This window comes from Sorangium sp. So ce394, assembly GCF_051474665.1.
Lineage (GTDB): Bacteria > Myxococcota_A > Polyangia > Polyangiales > Polyangiaceae > Sorangium > Sorangium cellulosum_D.
Genome location: NZ_CP150339.1, coordinates 3,018,014 through 3,038,042, shown reverse-complemented (window position 1 = coordinate 3,038,042; position 20,029 = coordinate 3,018,014). Strand labels below are relative to the sequence as shown.

The window sequence follows — 20,029 nt, the reverse complement described above, 5'->3', positions numbered from 1 at the left end:
GCTCGACGGCCCTTCGCGACGGCTACTCGCAATGGCAAACAGGCGGAGGCCCCAGGGTGCATACGACCTTCTCACCAGGCAGGCAGAAGGGCACAGGCGGCTTCGCTGCGGCGTCGCTCTCGGCGGCGGCCTCGACCACCGCGCCTTCGCTCGATCCGGGCGTGGCGGGGTCGGCATCGCCGACGTGCGCGAGCGGCAGCAAGAACGCGGCAAACAACAGGTGCTTCATGGACAGGCTCCTTCGGGTTGCTGTTCGTCTGGACGCCGACGCGCCGCCCCCTGCGCGCCGAACCACGCGCGACGTGCGTGGCTCGGCGGTCGAAGCGACGTTGTCGGCGAGAAACGAAGCGGTCGGCGAAGGAACCAGCAATCGTCATGCCGCGGCGGGCGGGCCGGGCGACCGTCGGCGAGCTCCCGCGTTTGCTCCGAAAACGAGGCCAATCGCTCGCCTGAGCCACGGAGATGAGCACGAGGCTGGCGAGCCCCCTGCCTCTCCGGAGGAGACACCTGTTCCTCCCAAGGAACAGCCGGGGGTCAGCGCCGCGCTTGCTTCGCGAGCGCGGTCAGGCGACGGCCCTCGAGGACCGAGGCGACGGCGTAGCCGCCGCCGCCGGCGATGGAGAGGACCCAGAAGAGGCCGGGAGCGCCGAGGAAGAGCGCCGCGGTGGAGGTCAGGGCGAGCCAGGTGCCGAGCCCGTAGTGCAGCAGGTTGCGGCGGACGGCGCCTTCGCCGAGGTAGATCAGGCCGACGACGAAGCCGGAGCCGGTGGGCCAGAGGATGGTCTGCAGGTCCGGCATGTCGAGGGTGTACGCGAGGCCGGTGATGGCGAGGAACAGCGCGGTGAAGGCGCTGACCCACGAAGCGCCGAGCAGCTTGCCGGACAGGGCGTCGGCCCCGCTCGCGCCGCGCTGGGCGCGGGCGGCGGCGAGGGTGGCGTAGACGGTGCCGACCGCGAGCCCCGTTCCCAGGAGCGTCATGGGCAGCCAGCCGGGCAAGGCGAGCAGGGGGCTGGCTCCCTTGGAGAGCGCGGCGGCGCCGTGGCCGAGCGCGTAGGCAAGCCCGAAGCTGATGTAGATCGCGCGGTTGTCGACCTCGCCCACGGGAAGCGCGGGGACGGCGGCGGTGGCGGTGGCGGCGAACAGGGTCGGGGTGGCGGCGGACATGAGGGGAACCTCCGGGTCATGGGGGCGAGCCGAGAACGGCGAGCCGTTGAAAGACAACGCGACGCCATCGGCATCGACTTACATGCGTAAGCTTATTATCGTCACCTAACGGTTGTCAACTTAACTCGGCGAGAAAATCGTGCCGGCGCGTGGAGGGCGTCGGGGCGTGGCACGAAGCGGCTGGCCCGCGCCCCCTCGCTGGGGCTGAGGTCCGCCTTCTCGGGCCGCAAGACGACGAGCCCACGGACCGGAGCCAGGGCGCAGGGTCACGGCCGCTCGTCGCCGCCGTCGAGCAGGTCCGCCGGTCCACCGTGGATGTAATGATTCTTACGTTATCGTCAGCCCGCAAGGGCTAACATCGATAAGTTTTTAGGTGTAAGGTAACACCATGAGAGACAGCGGAACGGCGGCGTCGGCCGCACCGAAACCGGCCCGCGACCGCAACCGCCGCGGCGAGGGCGCCCGCCTGCGCGACGACATCGTGGCCGCGGCGGTCGCGCTGCTGGACGAGGCCGGCGACGAGCGCGCCATCACGCTGCGATCGGTGGCCCGCCGGGTCGGGATCGCCGCCCCCTCGATCTACCCCCACTTCCCCGATCAGCCGGCCATCATGCTGGCCGTCGTGCAGCAGGCCTTCGCCGAGCTCGAGAGCCAGCTGCGCCGCGCCGTGGAAGAGGCCGGCGACGATCCACGAGAGCGGCTGTACGCCGTTTGCAACGCCTATCTGGAGTTCTCCCGGACGCATCCAGAGCGCTATCGCACCATGTTCGGTGGCCTCTGGATGCCCACGCTGGGCGACAGCTCCCTGACGGAGCGGGACCTGACCACGCTCGGCGAGGGAGCCCTGAAAATCCTCGTCGACGCCCTCGGCGGCTGCGTCGCCGCCGGCTGCTCCGCCAGCACCGACCCCGCCGCCGACGCGATCGCGCTGTGGCTCGGCCTGCACGGGCTCGCACACCAGCGCGCCGTGACCCGCATCTTCCCCGGGCCCGCCGACATCGCCGAGCGGATGATCTCCGCGCTTGCGCGCCTCAACCCCTGAGCGGGCGGCGCGGCTCAGCAGCCGAGGAAATCGAGCACATCCTCGTTGAACTTCTCGGGGTTCTCGACCCACATGAAGTGGCTGCCCCCCTCCTCGGCGCTGAAGATGATGAGCTCCGCGCCGGGGATCTGGTCGGCGACCCACTGCTGGGAGATGGGGCTGAAGATGCTGATCTCGCCCCCGACCACGAGGGTGGGCACGTCGATCCGCGGGATCACGTCCCGCCAGTCCTGCGCGGCCTGATCCACGAGCAGCTTGGCCGCGTACTCGCGCGGGAGCTTCAGGTTCTCCTCGACGATGGCGGCCAGCCGATCCGCCGGAAAGTCGGGGCTGAAGAGGCTCGCCACGAGGCCCTGGGTCGTGGCGACCCCGTCGGGGCCGCGCAGCGCGGCGGCCGTGTCGTAGAGCGACTGCGGCGTGAACAGGGACCCTGCCTCGACCTTCTCCTCCTCGGACCAGTCGGGCCAGGCCGTCATCGCCGGGCCGACGTCGACAAGGATCAGCCGATCCAGGTACTGCCCACCGTAGTTGTCCCAGTAGCTATAGAGCACGCCGCACCCCATCGAGTGCCCGAGCGCGGTGACGCGCTTGAGCCTCATCCCGCGGAGGAACTCGTGGAGATCCGCGCTGAAGCGCGCCATGCGATAGCCGTGGTCGACCTTCTCCGACTCGCCGTGGCCGCGCCAGTCGAGCACGATGACGTGGTAGTGCTCCGCGAAGGCGAGGATCTGCGTCCGGTACAGCGCCGCCGACTGGGACCACCCCGGCAAGAGGAGCAGCGGCTCGCCTCGGCCCGCCTCCAGGTAGTTGAGCGCGACGCCGTCGCTGGTCGTGAAGGTCCCGGAGCGGATGCGCGGGCGCGGCGCGGCGGACGCCTCTCCGCCGAGCAAGCTCGCGGCGGCCAGCCCCGCGCCGAGGCCCACCGCCTGCTTCAGCACCTGGCGGCGCGTACGGTCCGAGCGGGACGAAGGTGCTCCTTGCTTCTTGTCGGTCATGACTCTCGATCTCCACTGCAGGCCGCGCGAGCACGAGGCTGCCCCCCGGACACAGCGCCGCCACTGCAAAAGAAAGCTCTCGACACGACGGCAGGGACGTCGGAAGTGACGACCTTTGCCGGCGCGCCACCGGGCAAGATGCACACGAGTGGGCCGCCGCGGCAAGGAGGGAAATGCTCTTTACCAAAGAAACGTAAACAAACCTCCGACACCGGCGCTCGCGATGGGTCTGGCGGTCTGGCCAGCTGCGCCGGAGGGGTGTCGTGCCACGGGGCGCCGCCGTTCGTGCTGCGGAAGACGCCGTTGTGGCGCTGGGCCCAGGGGTGGTCCGGCCGCGCGGGACAGGCGATGACGCGGTGCGGATCCTGAATGGCGAGGTCGTCCCGGCGCTCGGGCGGCACGTGCGCGGCGTACATGCCGGCGCCGCGCAGCGCCCAGGAGGCGCCGTCGTCCTCGGTCTGCCACACGCCGCCGGACGACACGCCGATCGTGCCCCGGCCCGGCGATCCCCGCGAGGCCGCGCCGCCCGTCAGGACAGCCGGCCCGCTCAGCGCATCACCGACGCCTGCCGTTGCCTCACCCACGCTTCTCCGAACGGGAACTCGAACCTCTCGAGCGACTCGGGCCGCAGGGTGACGCTGCATCCCGCCGCGCCGGGCGGCATGTAACGGCCAGCCTCGATCACGACCGGATCGACGAAGTGCTCGTGGAGGTGGTCGACGTGCTCCAGGACGCGATCCTCCAGCGACGCGCTCACGCAGATGTAATCGAAGAGCGAGAGGTGTTGCATGATCTCCGGCAGGCCGACCCCGCCGGCGTGAGGGCAGACCGGGACGCCGAACTTGGCCGCCATGAGCAGCACGGCGAGCACCTCGTTGACGCCGCCCAGCCGGGCACCATCCACCTGGCAGAACCGGATGGCGCCGGTCTGGAACAGCTGCTTGAACATGACCCGGTTGTGGGCGTGCTCTCCCGTCGCCACGCCGATCGGCGCGATCGCCCTGGCGATGGCGGCGTGGCCGAGGATGTCGTCGGGGCTCGTGGGCTCCTCGATCCACCACGGATCGAACGCCGCGAGGCGCTGCATGCTGGCGATCGCCTGGTCCACGTCCCACACCTGGTTGGCATCCATCATGAGCCTGCGGTGCGCCCCGATCTCCTCACGGAGGATCTGCGCCCGGCGGATGTCGTCGTCGAGGTTCGCGCCGACCTTCATCTTGAAATGGGAAAAGCCGCGCGCGAGCCCCTCGCGGCACAGACGGCGCAGCTTGGCGTCGGAGTAGCCGAGCCACCCCGCGGACGTCGTGTAGGCGGGGAAGCCGCGCTCTCGCATCTCTCGCTCCCGCACGCCGCGGGTCGGCGCGCTCCGGCGGAGGATCTCGAGCGCCTCGTCGGGGCCGAGCGCATCCGTGATGTAGCGGAAGCTGACGCAGCGGACGAGCTCCTCGGGGGTCATGTCCACGAGCAGCTTCCAGAGCGGCTTGCCCGCCGCCTTCGCCCGCAGATCCCAGGCGGCGTTGACGATCGCCGCCGTCGCCAGGTGGATGACCCCCTTCTCGGGGCCGATCCAGCGGAGCTGGCTGTCGCCGGTGATCTCGTCCCAGAATGCCCCCATGTCGGCCGTCACCTCGTCGAGGCGCCTGCCCACGACGAACGGCCGGAGCGCGCCGATCGCCGCCACGCAGAGCTCGTTGCCGCGGCCGATCGTGAAGGTCAGGCCGTGGCCTTCCAGCCGCTCCGGGCCATCGGTCTCGAGCACGACGTAGGCCGCCGAGTAGTCCGGCTCGGGGTTCATGGCGTCCGATCCGGCGAGAGAGCGCGAGGTCGGAAAGCGGATATCGCGGGCGACGACATCGGTGATACGGACGGACATAGGCCCCCTTCGAAGACCGCGCCGGACCGCGCGCGTGGCCTTCGCCGGTTAGATGCCGGCGCAGCGCGAGGGGGGCGGTCACGAGCGGCGCGGGCGCCGGGATCGCTGCGACGAACGGTCATGCGCCCGGGGCAGCGCGTCGAGGCGAGCGCCGGTCATTCGCAATTCCAGCCTCCACCGGTCACGCGCAAGCCCGCGGCGCAAGCCCATCGCTCCTCCGTGAGGGCCTTGTAGACGCAGGACAGCGATTTCTCGTCGAGATCGAACGCATCGGTCCCGATGGCGCAGCCCACCGCGTCGAACAGGACCCCGATCGCGCCGCCGCACGGGAAATTGGGGACGAGGCACTCGTTCCCGATCTCCACCACGCGCTTCGCTGCCACCTCGGCGGAGATGCCTGAATCTTCGCAGAACACCGGGCGCTCCTCGCAGGCCGGGCGGCCATCGAGCGGGATAGGCTTGTAATCCCAGTCGGTGACGATGACCCCACCGACGCCGAAGCCCCCGAGATCATCCCGGCCTCCCGTGCCGCCCGAGCCTCCGGCGCCGTCCGAGACGTCCTGGCCCCCCGCACCGCCGCCACCGCCGCCGCCGCCGGTACGCGACGCCGAGTCGCCGATGGCACACCCGAGAGAGCTCACGAGCCCAAGGACAAGGAATCGCTGTTTCCATTGCATGGTCAGAGCATAGGAGATTCCATGGGGAGCACAACGGGACACTTGGGCTCCGCCCTCGGTGCCGCGAGGCGCGCGGAGGTCGCCCCGCGTCGCGGCCCCCCGCCCTGCTCACTCACCCCCTTGGGCCTGCGGCGAAGCGCTCCCCTTCCGTCCCGGGATGTGGGTGCGCAGCGAGGCGAAGCTCACGACCACCAGCGCGACGGCGGCGGCCACGGCGTAGAAGAAGTAGCTCACGGGCGGCTGCGGCTCGAGCGCGAAGAACGAGCCGCCGGCCACCGTGCCGAGGAGCCCGCCGGCGCGAGACACCGTCTGCGCGCAGCCCACGCCGGACGCGCGGATATACGTGGGATAGGAGTGCGCGCCCACGGTGTAGAGGAAGCTCTGCATGCCGTTCATCGCCATGCCCGCGAGCGTGAGCAGCGCGAGCGACCGGCCGTCGAGGACGCCCCCGTTATCGAGGATGATCGTGCCGATGAGGAACGTGGCGACGGCGCCGACCGTCGAGAGCGCCGCGCCCACGCGGCGCGAGCCCCACCAGCCGATCATCACGGCGCCGCCCACCGCGCCGAAGAACCCGCCGAAATTGAAGAGCTTCGAGCCCTGCAGCGACTCCGCGGTGCTCATGCCCGTGAAGGACAGCACCGTGGGCAGCAGGTTCACGCAGGAGAACAGCGCGAGCGTGTTCAACGCAAACGCGGCCCAGAGCAGCAGCGTGGTGGAGCGGTACGCGGGGCCGAGCAGCGCGGCGAGCCAGCTCCTGGGCGGCGGCGGCGGCTCGGCCACCACGAAGCGCTCGTCGCCGGTGAAGCGGCGCTCGCGGAACAGGCGGTTCAGCAGCTTCGCGAGGCGGCCGTGCAGGTGGGGGCGCTGCGCGAGGTACTTGGGCGACTCGGGCAGCAGGAACATCGCCGCCACGAAGAGCACGAGCGGCAGCGCCGCGCCGATCCAGAACACACCGCGCCAGCCGTACATCGGGATGACCCGCTGAGCGACCCCCGCCCCGAGCATGCCCCCGAGGGGCACGGCCACCATGGCGCACGCCACGGCGATGCTGCGGGCGTGCTTCGGGGTCCATTCGGAGATGATGGCGGCCGCGAGCGGCGTCACCCCGCCGAGCCCGATCCCCGTCACCACGCGCCAGATCGTGAGGCTGGCGAGCGAGCCGGCGTGGGCGCAGAAGAACGACCCGAGGGCCAGGAACGCCATGCAGGCGATGTACGAGCGCCTGCGCCCGACGCGATCGCCGGCCCAGCCGAGCGCCACCGAGCCGACGGCCATGCCCACCATGCTGCCCGTCAGGGCCGGCGTCAGCGCCGCACGCGCGATCCCCCACTCCTTCAGGACCTCGGGCGCCACGAACGCCATCGCCTGCAGGTCGAAGCCGTCGACCAGCATGATGATGACGGTGAGCACGGTTATCGCGAGCGGCAGGCCGATGAACTTCGCCGAATCGATGAGCGAACCGATCTCGATCTCGTTCTTGTTCATCTGGCCTGCTGCGCGACGCGACGCGAACGGGGCTGCACGTCCTACTCGACCTGGCCTGGCGCGTCCATCGCCCGGCGCCGCGCCCGCCGGCGAGGGGGCGCGCGCCCCGGAAGCATCGGTTGGCTCCCGGCGAGCCGAGCTGATCCGTCGCGGCGCCTGCGCCGAGGCGGCTCGCCGCGCTCCGCGGCGCACGCACGCTGTCGAGGCGCGTCCTGTCGGCGCGCACGCAGATGCCCTGCTGTATCTGTGCGAGCCCATCATAACAGGGGACACGAGGGCTCCTCGCCCATTGAAAAATTCGCTTGAGTTCACCCCAGACGGAGCGCGAGAGATGGACTCAGGGCGGGAGCCGGAAACGCGCTGTCCGTCGAGGTTTGGACGAGCACCTTTGACCGTTGCGCCGTGAGCGGGGCGCGTGTTAGGGGTCGGGGAGGAGGAAATCCGGTTCGTTCGCCCCAGGCGCCTCGGGTTTCCAGCGGAGACAACCTCGATTGCCACGTGAGCGAGCCCGACCCTGGGTGGGAGCCGGCGTCGCCGAGCGATCGCGCCGGGGCGTGCCGGGGGCGCCCTCATCGCGCATCGGAGGGCGAGCGAGGGCTCGTTCGAGGTCGTGGACGACCGCAATCGTTGGAGCCTAGAGGGGTCATGAGACGCAGCGAAGACCGGATTCTCACCACCCACGTCGGCAGCATCGCCCGACCGGCCGCGATGCTCGAGATGGCGAGCCAGCGCATCGGCCCGCCGAAGGACCCGGAGGCCTACGCCAGGCTGCTGCGCCAGTCGGTCGCCGACGTGGTCAGCCGGCAGGCGGCGGCCGGGATCGACATCGTGAACGATGGCGAGTACGGCAAGTCGAGCTGGGCGAACTACGTCCTCGAGCGCGTGTCGGGCTTCGAGCTCCGGCCTGGCGGCAAGAGCCCGCGCGACTGGCTCGGCCGTGACAAGGTCCGCTTCAAGGAAGTCGTCGATCTCGAGTTCAAGGACAACCCCGGCACCCTCATGCAGCACGTCTGTACGAGCGCCCTCCGCTACCGTCCGGGCGACGTGCAAAGGGACGTCGACAACCTGAAGGCCGCGCTCGCCGGCGTGAGCGTCGCGGAGGGGTTCCTCACGGTCGTCGCGCCAGGGAGCGCCGTGTTCAACGGCCTGAACGAGTTCTACGGGAGCGAGCGCGACTACATCTTCGCCCTCGCCGAGGCGCTGCGCGAGGAGTACCTGGCCATCTCCAAGGCGGGCCTGGTCGTCCAGGTGGACGACGCGGTGCTCGCGAACATGTATGATCACCTCGTGCAGCAGAGCCCGCAGGCGTACCGCAAGTGGGCCGAGCTACGCGTGGAGGCGCTCAACCACGCGCTCCGCGACATTCCGGAGGATCGCGTCCGCTATCACGTGTGCTTCGGCAGCTGGCACCTGCCGCACATGTCCGACGCGCCGCTGGAGGACATCGTGGACCTCATCCTCCGCGTCCGCGCGGGCGCGTACTCGATCGAGGCGGCGAACCCGCGGCACGAGCACGAGTGGCGCGTGTGGCAGAAGGTGAAGCTGCCGCCGGAGAAGATCCTCATTCCCGGCGTGATCACCCATCACATCACGACGGTGGAGCACCCGCAGGTGGTCGCCGATCGCATCGTGCGGTTCGCCAACATCGTGGGCCGCGAGAGCGTCATCGCCGGGTCGGACTGCGGGTTCGCCCAGGCCGATCACATTCAGCGCGTCCACCCGACGGTGATGTGGGCAAAGTTCGAGTCCCTCGCGCAGGGCGCGCGGCTCGCCACCGAGGAGCTGTGGGGGCATAAGGCGTGACGCGCTGAACGCGCCGCGCGGCGGAGGGTCGATGAACAGCCGCGGGTGAGGCAGCCGCCGCGGAGGGGGCGCCGGGTCAGCCGCGGCGTCCCCACGCGTGCGCCGGGGGGATCCGCGCCTCGAACCAGCAGAACGTCTCGTGCACCAGGAACGCGCCGCCTTCGCCATGCTGCTCGGCGAACCGCGCGAGCGCCGCCGGCTCGATCGCCCGCGGGTCGAAGCGGTCGTGCGTCGTCGCCCGCCACCAGGTGAGCAGCGCGTCCAGCGTCGGATACACGTGTGTCCCCTGCTGCTCCTCAAGGCGGAGCAGCTGAAGGCCGGCGCCCTCGACGTGGTGCGCGAGCGCCGCGGCGTCCTCGAAGGCGAAGTCCCGGAGGATCCTCTCCCCCGACGGGTCCGCGAGCCGCGAGAGCTCCCCGACGAGCGCGGGGAGCGACGAGACGCACTGGACGACGATGCGCCCCGCGGGGTGGAGCAGGCCGCGCAGCCGGCGGAGGACCGCCCGCTTGTCGCGGATCCAGTGGAACACGAAGTTCGAGAAGACGAGATCGATGGGGCGGTTTCGGGCGATCTCGCCGAGGGTCTCGGCCGTGCCCACCCGGAACTCGAGGTTGGGCGCGACCGCGGTGTCCTGGGCGAGCGCGATCCGCGCCTCGTCCGGATCGATCCCGACGACGCGCCCGCCGGGGCCGACGAGCTCGGCGAGTTGTTGCGTGAGGCCGCCGGTGCCGCAGCCGAGGTCGAGCACGAGCTCGCCTCGCCTCACGCCGGCGAGCTCGATGAGGCGCTCGCCGCGCCCCTTCTGCCAGAGGCTCCCTCTCCGGTAGGCCTGCGCGGCGGGGGGGATGGTGATGGATGGCAACGTCGCGTCGGCATCGGCATCGGCGTCGGCGTCGACGTCGGCGTCGAGGTTCCGAGGAAGACCGCAGCTCATGTCGCCACCCCGCGATCGAGGCGCACGGTGACGAGGTAGCCAGAGCCCTGGATCACGTTGGCGGAGTGCGGGACGCCCGGAGGGATCCAGATGCTCGTGCTGCCCGTGACGAGGTGGGCGCTGGAGCCGAGCTCGATGCGGTACTCCAGGCCTGTGGGGTCGGGGAGGATCAGGTTGATCTCCGGGACATCGTGGGTGTGCAGCGCGGTGTAGTCCCGGCGCGCCGGCTCGGCGCTGTCCACGCGATGGACCGCCAGGTGAACGGGGAACCCCGCGGCGAAGAACCGCTGGATGCACTCGACATCCTGATGAAATGCGACCGCGGACAGCGGGCTCGGCACGTTGGCGCAGAGGACCGCCTCGTCGAGCCGCTGCTCAGCAGAAATGGACCTCGCGAGGAGGTTCATGGTGGTCATCGGTATCGGCGCAGACATCATGATGCTCCGTTCCCCGGGTGATGGCGCGGCCATCCGCGCGCTTGTGCGTTGCGAGCCAGCGCGCGGATCAGCAAGGCACATGCCGTCTGGCGCGCCCTCCGAGGGAGCGCGCCGGCGGCGCAGCGCCGGCCGAACCGGGCGCGCCGCGGCCCGCGCCGGCCGAGGGCGCCCTCTCCCGCGGGGCGAGCCGCGGCGACATGTCACGGCCCGAGGCGTGACATGTCACGGTTCGAGGCGTGACATGTCACGGTCCGAGGCGTGACATGTCACGCTCGCGCCGCGCGGCGCGGCTCACGGAGCGCGCGCATCGCACGCCGACCCCATGCGTTGCTCATTGAGAGGCGCGCTTCCTGCGCGAAGGTACCTTGTCAGCGCCCGGCGTTTCGCTGGCGGCGACGGAGCGTCAACAGCGCGAGGCCCATGGCGACGGCGGCTGCGGTCGAGCTCATCGGCTTCGAATCGCCGACGACACAGGCGCATCCGCCCGATTCGGATGCGGAATCCGGGCCCGCGCCGGGGTCGTCGCTGCCCGCAGCGCCGGTCGGGGTGCTACCGCCCGTGCCGCCGCCGCCCGTACCGCTGCCGGCGGGCTGCCCGCCAGAGCCGGCGGTTGCGCCCCCGCCGGTGGTGGTGCTCCCCGCGGCCGGTCCGGCGCCGCCCCCGGAGCCTACCGCGCCGCCCGCGCCGCCCGCGCCGCCAGCGCCGCCAGCGCCGCCCGCGCCGCCCATGCCACCGCCGCCGTCTGGCCCCGGACAGGCGGGCTCTGGATCGGCGCCGCCGGCCTCGTCGAGGCCGAAGAACGCGAGGATGGCGTCGGCCTCGTACGGCATGGAGTGCGCGCCGTCTTTCCCCGACCACGCCTCGAACACCGTGTAGCCACACTCGTCCTTCCAGAACTGGCGCTCATAGGTCGTCCCGTTCGACGTCGTGCTGTCGGTCGAGCTCGGGGCCTCGCTCAACCCCAGGACGTTGGTCCACTCCTTGATCGCCTCGCCCTGGTTCTTGTAGTTGATCGTGGCGTCCGCCGTGCCGTGGAAGATCTGAAGACGCGGGCGGTGTCCCGTGTAGCCGGGAAACATCGCGCGGACCTGGTCTCCCCATTGCGCCGCCGTCTTGCTCGTCCTGCCCCCCGCGCAGTTGCCGCTCCACTGGTTGCTCGGGTCGAAGCCGTCGGCCCAGCACCCAGCCGCCACCCCCGCCCTCGCCGCGCCGGCCCTGAAGATGTCCGGGTACACGGCCAGCATGGCCTGGGTCATCATCGCCCCGGAGGAGCCGCCCATCACGTAGACGCGCTTCGGGTCGCCCCCGTACTTCTCGAGCGTGTATTTCACCATCTGAGCGACGGCCTGCGTGTCGCCGCCGCCGTCGTGGGTCAGGGACTTCGTCGAGCCCACGTCCCAACAGTTCCGGCCGGTGGCCTCGGGAAGGACGATGATGAAGCCGTTCTTGTCGGCCCCGGCGCGGATCCCCGAGATGCTGTTGAAGAACCCGCTCACCGGCGTGCTGCAAGAGTGGCAGGCCACCACGATGGGTGGATTGTCCGCCAGCCGGTCCGGGACATAGATGTTCATGTTGACGTAGTCCGGTACGCCGCTCGCGCCCCACGTCGTCCGGTCCACCTTCACCACGGACGCCGCGCGCGCTGGCATGGCCGCGAGCAGGCCCAGAGACATCGACGCGACCACGAGGGCGCGGTTCAGAAATCGACGCATGTCGAGCACCTCTTGCGCTGGCGTCGCCGACGATGGCGCGCGCTTGCCGCGTCGATGCTAATCGACGACAGAACTTCGGCGCAAGCCGCGCTTCGAGTTCTTCCAATTCAGAAAAATTTGAACCGAACCATTCCCGGCCGCAGAACATTATAGCATTGCAGAAGGCCGTGTGCCTGGGTCTGCGCCGGCGCGCCCCCCGAGCGCGCAGCGCTGCCCCGAGGCCGCCGAGCCTTCCATCGAAGCGCCCGGTTTACCACGAAACCAAACGGATCGGTGTTCTAGCAACTACGACGGCGCGCGACGATCCCGTCAAAGCGCCCGGCGGGCCAAGCGCCCGCCAGCCGATCGTCCCTCAGGGAGAGCAATCTATCTGAGGGGGCAGGCTCTTGAGCAGCATGCACCCCGGACGCCCGCATTCGATGGCGCAAGCCGCTTCCACCGTGGTGCACACCGTGCCCCCGCAGCGCTTGAGGGCGAAGCACTGGCTCCCCGCGGGACAGATGCCATGTTCATCACAGCGCGCGAGCGCATCACAGCGCGGCGCGGCCGCCTGCTGGACGCCGGCGGCCGGCGCGGCTGGGCTCTCCGCGGGCTGACGTTCGGTGCTCGGCGGCTGCGGAGGGGGCTCTTGTGCCGGAGCGCCGGCGTCTTCGGCCGGACCGCCGGCGTTCGAGGCAAGCGGTGAGCTGCGCGGCGCCTCGCGTCCGGTCCCCGCCCCCCCGACGCGGCTCGAGCCGACGCACGCTGAGCCAGCGACCACGACCCCGAGGAGAAACGGCAAGGCGGCCTGCCACCGCGGGCCGCGGCGGTGACCTGTCGCGGAGCGTGCGCCGCGGGGCGCCCGCGGCTTCGGTCCATGCATCGGCGTTCGCATCGTGTCGACACCCAGGGCCGCGCTTCAGGCCGCGGGGAAGCGAACGCGCAGCGAGCTCGGCCCGCGGTCCTGCAGGTTCGACCCGGCGTAGCTCAACGTCTGCTCGGCGAGCTCCCAGCGCGGCAGCGAGAGCAGAGCGCGCAGCGACTCCTCCACTTCCATCCGGATGAGCGGGGCCCCCGGGCAGTAATGAGCGCCGCTCCCGAAGGTCAGGTGCCGGCTCTGCTGCCGCGTGATATCGAAGCGGTCCGGCGCGGAAAACAGCCCGGGATCGCGGTTCGCTGCGGCGATCATCGCGAAGACGAACTGCCCCTCGGACACCCTGACGCCCCGGATCTCGGTGTCCGTTTTGCACATGCGGCTGAGGGAGAGCACGGACGGCTCGAAGCGCAGGCTCTCCTCGACCGCGCCGCGGACGAGACCCGGCGCCTCCCGGAGCTTCGCGAGCTCTGCGGGGTGGTTGAGGAGCGCGAGCACCGTGTTCGCGATCTGGTTCACGGAGGTGACGAAGCCGGCGGCGACCATCTGGAAGCACTGCATGGCCGCCTCGCCCGCGAGCTCGGTGTCACCGTCCTCCGCCGCGATGAACCTGCTCGCGACGTCCTCGCCCGGCGCCTTCCGGCGCTCCTCGACGAGCCTCATCATGTAGTCGAGCATGTCGCAGCAGCTCTGCTTCACCGCCCGCTTCTGCTCCTCCGAGCTCACCCCGCCGCCGGCGAGCTTCAAGAGATCCGTCGACCATCTCAGGAACTGCGGGCGATCGGAGTCGGGGATCACGAACATCTCGGCCAGCGTGTTGAGCGCGACCGCCTCGGAGAACGCCGAGACGACGTCCATCTCGCCGTCGCGCCGCGCCCTCTCGATGGCCCGCTGCACGAGCCCCACGACCCGCGGGCGCATCCACTCGACCGCCGAGGGCGAGAACCCTTTCATGATGAGCTGCCGGAGCTGCGTGTGGCGCGGCGGGTCCTGGAAGAAGGCGAGCCGCGACAGGGAGTCGAACGTCCTCCTCGAGAGCTCGTCGTCGCCGAGCATGCCGAGGCCGCCGAGGAGCGCCGTCGCCCGCCGCGCGGTGAAGCTCGAGTCCCTCACGAGCCCCTCGATATCGGCAGGAGCGGTGATGATGAAGCACTGGAGCGGCTCGAAGAAGTAGACCGGCGCCTCGGTCCGGAGCCGCTCGAGCGTTGGGAAGGGATCGGCGAAGAAGCGCTCGCTCGTGAGGTCGAATCCAGCGGGAACGGCCATGAGTCCTTCCTTCCTTGTGGCGCCCGCGGCGCGGCTCGTGGCGCCCGTGGCGGCGGAGACTGACGGCCAGGCTATCCGAGGGGGACGGCGGAGGCAACCGGGCGGCGGTTCGACGCGAGCGGCGAGGGAGGCCGCCAATCACTCCCAGCCGGACATGCCGTTCGTGTCGCGCAGGATGGCGTGCACGGCGTGCACCTCACCGCCGGACATCTTGATCATATGCATGTCCAGATGCCCGTCCGTCATGAAGTCGAACATGGTGAGACCGATGGCGATGCCGCGCACCTCGTCGGCCAGGATGACGCGCGGGATGAAGGTGCCGCCGGACCCAGGATCGCCGGCGCTGCAGGACGCTCCCGTGCGGCAAGAGAAGTTGCCGCCGCCGTTCTCCAGGCGCTTGCAGGCTGCCGTGACGTCGCAGACGCCGGCGGGGAACGCGCGGAAGTACTTGTCGATCCAGCTCGTCAGCTCTTCCCGCGTGGCCCGCTCGGCCTCCGGGACCTCGTCGTGCCATCCGATGTCGTCCGCGATGGCGATGATCGCGGCGGGATCCGACGCGACCGCGAAGGACGCCGTGTAGTCGCCCGGGCGGACGACGATCGTCTCGATCTCCGTCATCTCCGAGCCCTCCACCTTGATGCGGAGGGCGACGGGGAGATCCCTCCCGCCTTCCGGGATCACCGCCTGAGCGCCGACGCTGCACGCCTCGGTGTCCAGGGCGCGCTGCGAATGCTTCACCTCGCCAGCGTTCTTCCAGAAGTCCGTCGTGCCGATCTCGGCCTGCACGGCGTTTTCGGTGAACTTCACGCCTTCTGCCAGGGGTAGGCTGGAAGGATCCCCGGCGGCGAGGGCGGCGAAGTAGTCGTCCAGGAGGCCATCCAGGAGCTCCCGCGTGCATTCGCCCCCCGGAGCGCCGCCCGACCCCGACGCTCCGCCGGTGGCCGCTCCGGATCCACCGCCGCTGGAGGTGCCGCCGCTCGGCCCCGCCCCGCCGGTCGACGTCGCGCTGCCGCCGCCCGATGAGGCGCCGCCGGTCGCTTGCGGCGCGCCGCCGGTGCCTCCCGCGGGGCTCTGGCCGCCCGAGCCCGCCGCGCTGCCCGAGGCTCCACCACCTCCGGTGCCGCCCGCGGCGTCACCACCTTCGCCAGGGCCGCAAGCGCCCAGCGTCAGGGCCAGGGCGACCCCGAGAGCTTGGAACGAGCTATGATTCATGGGCTACCTCCTCTGCGCTCGATCAAAGATCGCCGGTGAGCGTCGGCGGTGTCCAGTCGATGTGGTCCAGGTGGTTGGGCTTGTTGGGCAGGTCCGTGGCGAAAGCGCCCGTCGCCGTGGCGTCCTTGCCCAGCAGGAACTTGTCGATCATCGCGTTCAGGGACGCAGTGTACTGCGAGCGCCAGCTGCAGTGGCTCCCACCCGCGCCCGTGTAGGCCATGTGGTCTCCGACGCCGAGCGCCTCGAAGATCATCTTGCCGACGTTGGCGGTGACCCACGCCGAGTTCCGATCGAGCCCGTTGTACATGGTGCTCGGGTTGTCCACGATGTAAAGGCCGCGTGGCGCGATGAGGCCCATCATCTCGTGCATGTCGACGGGGAGCTTGTTCGTGTTGTCGGCCCCGGCGTTGTTGCCCGTGGTGAACTGGCCGAGCGCCACCTCCGAGAGCCAGCGGACGTAGCTGATGCCATGATAGGGCCACTCGGAGCCGCTGTAGCTGTCGAGCACCTCGACGAGGCGCAGGCCGACTGTGCCCCCGAGACCCGACTCCACCGGGATGGTCAAGGCGATGCGGTTGTCGAGCGCGCCGGCGACGAAGGCCCCCTTGCCCCAGCGTGAGCAGCCCGTCACACCCACCCGGCGCGGATCGATGACGCCGGGGTTCTGCTCCAAGACGTCGAGGACGCGGCTGATCTGCCAGGCCTGCGCCGTGAGGTAACCCGCGGGATGGTCCGAGCCGTACACGCTGTAGAACGGCCCGTTCTTCGCGCCGCTGCCGCCGGTCGACTCCACCGCGGTGAAGGTGATCGTCGCGACGCCTCTCGGGACTGGCATGCCGCTCAGGCCGCCATAGCCGATGATGGCCGGGGCGGGCGCCGTCGCACCGTTCATGTTCACGGTGAGGTTGAACGAGCCGCTGCCGCCGCCATCGTTGACCTGGACCGTGATCCTGCTGTCGCTCACGGTACCGGACACGGCTCCCTCTGCCGGGACGGGCTTGTCGCCGTAGATGAACTTGTAGGCTTGCTGGAGGATCTCTTCGCGCCGGCAGGCCCACTCGCTCTTGTCGGCGATGCGGGTGCCGTCCATCTTCTTGAAGGGGTCCGGCAGCTTCGCGTTCGCCGTGAGCGAGCCGACGCTCGGCATCGGTCCGACGGCGCACCCGGCTCCAGGGTCTTCCACCTGGCCCCACTCGGCGCTCACGGCGTCGCCGCCGCCGCTGCCATCGGTACCACCGGTTCCCGGCGCTCCGCCCGTTCCGACCGGGCCCCCACCACCGCTGCTGGCCTCGCCCGTCGTTACGCCGCCGCCCGTCCCGGTCGGGGCACCACCCGAAGAGGACGCTCCGCCAGTGCCCGTCGACGCCCCTCCGGTGCCGCTGCTGCCGACGCTCCCCGTGCCGACTGAAGAGCTTCCTCCTGAACCGGCAGGATCCGATCCTCCGTCTCCGGTGCCGCAGGCGGCGAGCGCCAAAGGCAGCGCTGCGAACAAGGCCAAAGAGATCGTGGGACGTGCGGTGCGTAGACGCATGTTGAGCGCTCCTCGTGAAGGGACCGTGAAGCAGGACACCGCCGGGGTCGGGCGACGGGGTGGCGGACGAGGGCCCGACCCGCGAGTGCCACTGTGGTTATTCCCCACTTTGCCGATCGTCTCAAGTCGATTCTGTCTTATTTCGTCGCGTCCGCGCGGTGCGCGCACCGCTCAGGTGGACTTTTTCGGGCCTTGAAAAATCTTGACTCTGGCGGAACGCGCCGGGCGTGCGGCCTGTGCGCTGCTTCGACGGCTTGCCGCCGAACGAGCTCTCTGCGTCCTTTTCGAGGGCCTCGATCCCTCCGGCCGCAGCTGGCAATCGTCCTCTTCGCCCACGCCAGGGGCCAGGAGCAGGCCCAAGCCGATTCCCCACTTGACCCTCGACGGTGCGACGAAAGAATCCTTTGCCTTCTATGCGAACGTATCGAGACGCACGATCGAGCTCTCGCGGACGTGCGGCGAGTCACCGATGAACGATGTCTCTATCTGCCCACACCGTCAGGTCACCGGTCTCGGGGAGCGGAGACAGGCTTTGAGGGGAGAGAAACCTCGGAGTCCTTCAAAAGAAGGAGCGTCCAGCGGCGCGGGGCTAGCACTCCGGCAGGTGGACCCCGACCTCGAGCGGCACCTCGACCACGTTCACCGCGAGGCCGCCGCGCGCCGTCTCCTTGTACTTCGACTCCATGTCCGCGCCCGTGTCGCGCATCGTCTTGATCACCTTGTCGAGGCTCACGAAATGCGCCCCGTCGCCGTGCAGCGCCATGCGCGCGGCGCTGATCGCCTTGATCGCGGCCATCGCGTTGCGCTCGATGCACGGCACCTGGACGAGCCCGCCCACCGGATCGCACGTCAGCCCGAGGTTGTGCTCCATCGCGATCTCGGCCGCGTTCTCCACCTGCGCCGGCGTGCCGCCCAGCCCCTCGGCCAGCGCGCCCGCGGCCATCGAGCACGCGGAGCCCACCTCGCCCTGACACCCCACCTCCGCGCCGCTGATCGACGCGTTCTCCTTGTAAAGAAGGCCGATCGCGCCCGCCGTCAGCAAGAACCGGATCACCCCCTCGTCCGTCGACGTCGGCACGAAGCGCCGGTAATAGTGCAGGACCGCCGGGATGATCCCCGCCGCGCCGTTGGTCGGCGCCGTCACGACGCGGCCCCCGGCGGCGTTCTCCTCGCTCACGGCGAGCGCGTAGAGGCTCACCCAGTCCATCGCCGTCAGCGGATCTCGGAGGCCCGCCTCGGGGCTCTCGATGAGCTTGCGGTACAGCGCCGGCGCGCGGCGCGCCACCTTGAGGCCGCCCGGCAACACGCCCTCTGTCCGGAAGCCGCGCCGCACGCACTCCTGCATCACCTCCCAGATCCGCAGGAGGCCCGCCCGGATCTCCGCCTCCGGACGGAAGACCTTCTCGTTCTCCAGCATGACCTGGCTGATCGACAGGCCCCCGGCCGCGCACGCCGCGAGCAGCTCCGCGGCGCTGTGGAACGGATACGGGAGCGGCGTCGCGTCCTCCTCGATCGGATTCTCCCCCTTCGCCGCGGCCTCGTTCACCACGAAGCCGCCGCCCACCGAGTAATACACGCGCACGCGCAGCGGGGCGCCGCCCTGGTCCAGCGCGGCGAAGCGCATGCCGTTCGGATGGAAAGGCAAGCTCCGGTGCAAGAAGGCCAGATGCCCCTTCACCTCGAAGCCGATCTCGTGCCGGGCGAGCAGCGACAGCCGGCCGCTCCGGCGCACGCCCTCGACGACCTCGCCCGCGCGCTCGACGTCCACGCCGTCCGGCGTCTCGCCCATGAGCCCGAGGATGACGGCCTTGTCGCTGCCGTGGCCGCGGCCGGTGGCGCCGAGCGAGCCGAACAGCTCCACCCGGACCGACGCGGTGCGGTCGAGCAGGCCCGACGCGTCGAGATCCACCGCGAACATCCGCGCGGCGCGCATCGGGCCGACCGTGTGCGAGCTGCTCGGCCCGATGCCGATCTTGAAGAGATCGAAAATGGTGACTGCCATGTGCGCTGGTACGCCGGAGAGCCACGCAGGGGCGCCGCTCGACGCCCGCGGACACTACGGGATCGCGCCGGCGACCGCCACCGCCGCGCCGGCGCGGCGCAGAGAAGCGCGCCGCCGCGGCGCAGAGAAGCACGCGGGCGCGGCGCAGAGAAGCACGCGGGCGCGGGGCCGGCGTCCCGGTGGTATACTCGGCCCGTCTTCCTCACTTCCCTCACCCTCCGAGATGAGGTCCCCATGCGCCATCTCCCGGCCCTGCTCCTCGCCGCCTCGCTGCTCGCCCCCGCCGCCGCCCGAGGCGACGTCCCGGCACCCGCGCCCGCGCAGGGCGAAAAGGCCCCGAGGCCGCCCGCGCTGGAGGTGACGATCGACCGGTCGAAGGTGGACCTCAAGGGCCGCCAGATCGAGGTCAAGCTGTCGCGCGCCGCCGCCAAGGTGCGCATCAAGGTCGTCGGCCAGTCGGGCGCCGTCCTCGCCGAGGAGGAGAAGCCGTTCGGCGGGGCCGCGGCCGGCACGCCGCTCACCGTGACCTGGACGCCCTCGAGCGACGAGACCGTCGCGCGCATCGAGGTGTACGGCCACGACACCCAGGGCTACTGGGCGGGGGTCGCGATCCTCCCGTGGAACGTGAGCATCCCCCACGAAGAGGTGCAGTTCGAGACCAACTCCGATGTCATCCGGGCGCCCGAGGTGCCCAAGCTGGAGGCGAGCCTCCAGAAGATCTCGGAGGTCGTCGCGAAGACCAGCGAGCTCGGCAAGATCACCCTGTTCATCGTCGGCCACACCGACACCGTCGGCAGCGCGGAGCACAACCTCGCCCTGTCGCGGCGGCGCGCGCGCGCGATCGCCGCCTGGTTCAAGGGCCGCGGCCTGAAGCTCCCGGTCGCGTTCGAGGGGCTCGGCGAGTCGGCGCCGCTCGTGAAGACCGCGGACCAGGTGGACGAGCCGCGCAACCGCCGCGTCGACTACATCCTGTCGGTCGAGCCGCCGCGGCTGCCGTCCGGCGAGGCGTCCTGGAAGGCGCTCTGAGGCGAGCGGGCCCC

The 20,029-nt window shown here is 70.6% G+C and carries 16 protein-coding genes; 3 read left to right on the top strand and 13 right to left on the bottom strand.

What is annotated here, in order from left to right; genetic code table 11:
- Window positions 1-22: 22 nt before the first annotated feature.
- Both WMF33_RS11355 and WMF33_RS11350 read right to left on the bottom strand, forming a co-directional pair.
- Window positions 23-229, bottom strand: a complete 207-nt coding sequence (locus WMF33_RS11355; protein WP_061623378.1) for a hypothetical protein — start codon at window positions 227-229, stop codon at window positions 23-25.
- Window positions 230-534: 305 nt separating this feature from the next.
- Complete coding sequence (locus WMF33_RS11350) at window positions 535-1,164, bottom strand: ABC transporter permease (protein ID WP_437337147.1); 630 nt, start codon at window positions 1,162-1,164, stop codon at window positions 535-537.
- Window positions 1,165-1,552: 388 nt separating this feature from the next.
- Here WMF33_RS11350 and WMF33_RS11345 point away from each other — a divergent pair, with 388 nt between their 5' ends.
- A complete protein-coding gene (locus WMF33_RS11345; RefSeq protein ID WP_437337146.1) occupies window positions 1,553-2,206 on the top strand; it encodes a TetR/AcrR family transcriptional regulator in 654 nt (217 codons plus the stop codon).
- 14 nt (window positions 2,207-2,220) lie between these two features.
- Here the strand turns inward: WMF33_RS11345 and WMF33_RS11340 are convergent, their stop codons facing one another.
- From WMF33_RS11340 to WMF33_RS11325, 4 genes are all read right to left on the bottom strand, one after another.
- On the bottom strand, window positions 2,221-3,201 hold the full coding sequence (locus tag WMF33_RS11340) for an alpha/beta fold hydrolase (RefSeq protein ID WP_437337145.1): 981 nt from the start codon (window positions 3,199-3,201) through the stop codon (window positions 2,221-2,223).
- Between the two features lie 547 nt (window positions 3,202-3,748).
- Window positions 3,749-5,074 (bottom strand): L-fuconate dehydratase, encoded by a 1,326-nt coding sequence (locus tag WMF33_RS11335; RefSeq protein ID WP_437337144.1) that lies wholly within the window; start codon window positions 5,072-5,074, stop codon window positions 3,749-3,751.
- A gap of 155 nt (window positions 5,075-5,229) precedes the next feature.
- A complete protein-coding gene (locus tag WMF33_RS11330) occupies window positions 5,230-5,751 on the bottom strand; it encodes a hypothetical protein (protein ID WP_437337143.1) in 522 nt (173 codons plus the stop codon).
- 108 nt (window positions 5,752-5,859) lie between these two features.
- Complete coding sequence (locus WMF33_RS11325) at window positions 5,860-7,239, bottom strand: MFS transporter (protein WP_437337142.1); 1,380 nt, start codon at window positions 7,237-7,239, stop codon at window positions 5,860-5,862.
- A gap of 645 nt (window positions 7,240-7,884) precedes the next feature.
- On the opposite strand from WMF33_RS11325, the gene WMF33_RS11320 reads away from it, so the two are divergent.
- The gene (locus WMF33_RS11320) at window positions 7,885-9,042 is read left to right on the top strand and encodes a cobalamin-independent methionine synthase II family protein (protein WP_437337141.1); all 1,158 of its coding nucleotides are present in this window, start codon (window positions 7,885-7,887) and stop codon (window positions 9,040-9,042) included.
- A gap of 76 nt (window positions 9,043-9,118) precedes the next feature.
- On the opposite strand, the gene WMF33_RS11315 is transcribed toward WMF33_RS11320, so the two are convergent.
- The 7 genes from WMF33_RS11315 to WMF33_RS11285 all read right to left on the bottom strand — a co-directional run bounded on the left by WMF33_RS11315 (window position 9,119) and on the right by WMF33_RS11285 (window position 18,989).
- Window positions 9,119-9,976 carry a class I SAM-dependent methyltransferase gene (locus WMF33_RS11315; protein ID WP_437337140.1) on the bottom strand — a complete coding sequence of 286 codons (858 nt, stop codon included), beginning with the start codon at window positions 9,974-9,976 and terminating at the stop codon, window positions 9,119-9,121.
- Window positions 9,973-10,410 (bottom strand): hypothetical protein, encoded by a 438-nt coding sequence (locus tag WMF33_RS11310; RefSeq protein ID WP_437337139.1) that lies wholly within the window; start codon window positions 10,408-10,410, stop codon window positions 9,973-9,975. The genes WMF33_RS11315 and WMF33_RS11310 overlap by 4 nt, the downstream gene beginning before the upstream one ends.
- A gap of 371 nt (window positions 10,411-10,781) precedes the next feature.
- On the bottom strand, window positions 10,782-12,125 hold the full coding sequence (locus WMF33_RS11305) for an extracellular catalytic domain type 1 short-chain-length polyhydroxyalkanoate depolymerase (RefSeq protein ID WP_437337138.1): 1,344 nt from the start codon (window positions 12,123-12,125) through the stop codon (window positions 10,782-10,784).
- Between the two features lie 898 nt (window positions 12,126-13,023).
- A complete protein-coding gene (locus tag WMF33_RS11300; RefSeq protein ID WP_437337137.1) occupies window positions 13,024-14,244 on the bottom strand; it encodes a cytochrome P450 in 1,221 nt (406 codons plus the stop codon).
- A 138-nt stretch (window positions 14,245-14,382) separates the two neighbouring features.
- The gene (locus WMF33_RS11295) at window positions 14,383-15,456 is read right to left on the bottom strand and encodes a hypothetical protein (protein ID WP_437337136.1); all 1,074 of its coding nucleotides are present in this window, start codon (window positions 15,454-15,456) and stop codon (window positions 14,383-14,385) included.
- A gap of 22 nt (window positions 15,457-15,478) precedes the next feature.
- Complete coding sequence (locus WMF33_RS11290; protein ID WP_437337135.1) at window positions 15,479-16,603, bottom strand: glucuronyl esterase domain-containing protein; 1,125 nt, start codon at window positions 16,601-16,603, stop codon at window positions 15,479-15,481.
- 973 nt (window positions 16,604-17,576) lie between these two features.
- A complete protein-coding gene (locus WMF33_RS11285; protein ID WP_437337134.1) occupies window positions 17,577-18,989 on the bottom strand; it encodes an L-serine ammonia-lyase in 1,413 nt (470 codons plus the stop codon).
- 234 nt (window positions 18,990-19,223) lie between these two features.
- On the opposite strand from WMF33_RS11285, the gene WMF33_RS11280 reads away from it, so the two are divergent.
- Complete coding sequence (locus WMF33_RS11280; protein ID WP_437337133.1) at window positions 19,224-20,015, top strand: OmpA family protein; 792 nt, start codon at window positions 19,224-19,226, stop codon at window positions 20,013-20,015.
- Window positions 20,016-20,029 lie beyond the last annotated feature (14 nt).

Excerpts from the sequence above, each read along its gene's own strand:
- WMF33_RS11355 (WP_061623378.1), bottom strand. The coding sequence starts at position 229 with ATGAAGCACCTGTTGTTTGCCGCGTTCTTGCTGCCGCTCGCGCACGTC.
- WMF33_RS11350 (WP_437337147.1), bottom strand. The coding sequence starts at position 1,164 with ATGTCCGCCGCCACCCCGACCCTGTTCGCCGCCACCGCCACCGCCGCC.
- WMF33_RS11345 (WP_437337146.1), top strand. The coding sequence starts at position 1,553 with ATGAGAGACAGCGGAACGGCGGCGTCGGCCGCACCGAAACCGGCCCGC.
- WMF33_RS11340 (WP_437337145.1), bottom strand. The coding sequence starts at position 3,201 with ATGACCGACAAGAAGCAAGGAGCACCTTCGTCCCGCTCGGACCGTACG.
- WMF33_RS11335 (WP_437337144.1), bottom strand. The coding sequence starts at position 5,074 with ATGTCCGTCCGTATCACCGATGTCGTCGCCCGCGATATCCGCTTTCCG.
- WMF33_RS11330 (WP_437337143.1), bottom strand. The coding sequence starts at position 5,751 with ATGCAATGGAAACAGCGATTCCTTGTCCTTGGGCTCGTGAGCTCTCTC.
- WMF33_RS11325 (WP_437337142.1), bottom strand. The coding sequence starts at position 7,239 with ATGAACAAGAACGAGATCGAGATCGGTTCGCTCATCGATTCGGCGAAG.
- WMF33_RS11320 (WP_437337141.1), top strand. The coding sequence starts at position 7,885 with ATGAGACGCAGCGAAGACCGGATTCTCACCACCCACGTCGGCAGCATC.
- WMF33_RS11315 (WP_437337140.1), bottom strand. The coding sequence starts at position 9,976 with ATGAGCTGCGGTCTTCCTCGGAACCTCGACGCCGACGTCGACGCCGAC.
- WMF33_RS11310 (WP_437337139.1), bottom strand. The coding sequence starts at position 10,410 with ATGTCTGCGCCGATACCGATGACCACCATGAACCTCCTCGCGAGGTCC.
- WMF33_RS11305 (WP_437337138.1), bottom strand. The coding sequence starts at position 12,125 with ATGCGTCGATTTCTGAACCGCGCCCTCGTGGTCGCGTCGATGTCTCTG.
- WMF33_RS11300 (WP_437337137.1), bottom strand. The coding sequence starts at position 14,244 with ATGGCCGTTCCCGCTGGATTCGACCTCACGAGCGAGCGCTTCTTCGCC.
- WMF33_RS11295 (WP_437337136.1), bottom strand. The coding sequence starts at position 15,456 with ATGAATCATAGCTCGTTCCAAGCTCTCGGGGTCGCCCTGGCCCTGACG.
- WMF33_RS11290 (WP_437337135.1), bottom strand. The coding sequence starts at position 16,603 with ATGCCGAGCGTCGGCTCGCTCACGGCGAACGCGAAGCTGCCGGACCCC.
- WMF33_RS11285 (WP_437337134.1), bottom strand. The coding sequence starts at position 18,989 with ATGGCAGTCACCATTTTCGATCTCTTCAAGATCGGCATCGGGCCGAGC.
- WMF33_RS11280 (WP_437337133.1), top strand. The coding sequence starts at position 19,224 with ATGCGCCATCTCCCGGCCCTGCTCCTCGCCGCCTCGCTGCTCGCCCCC.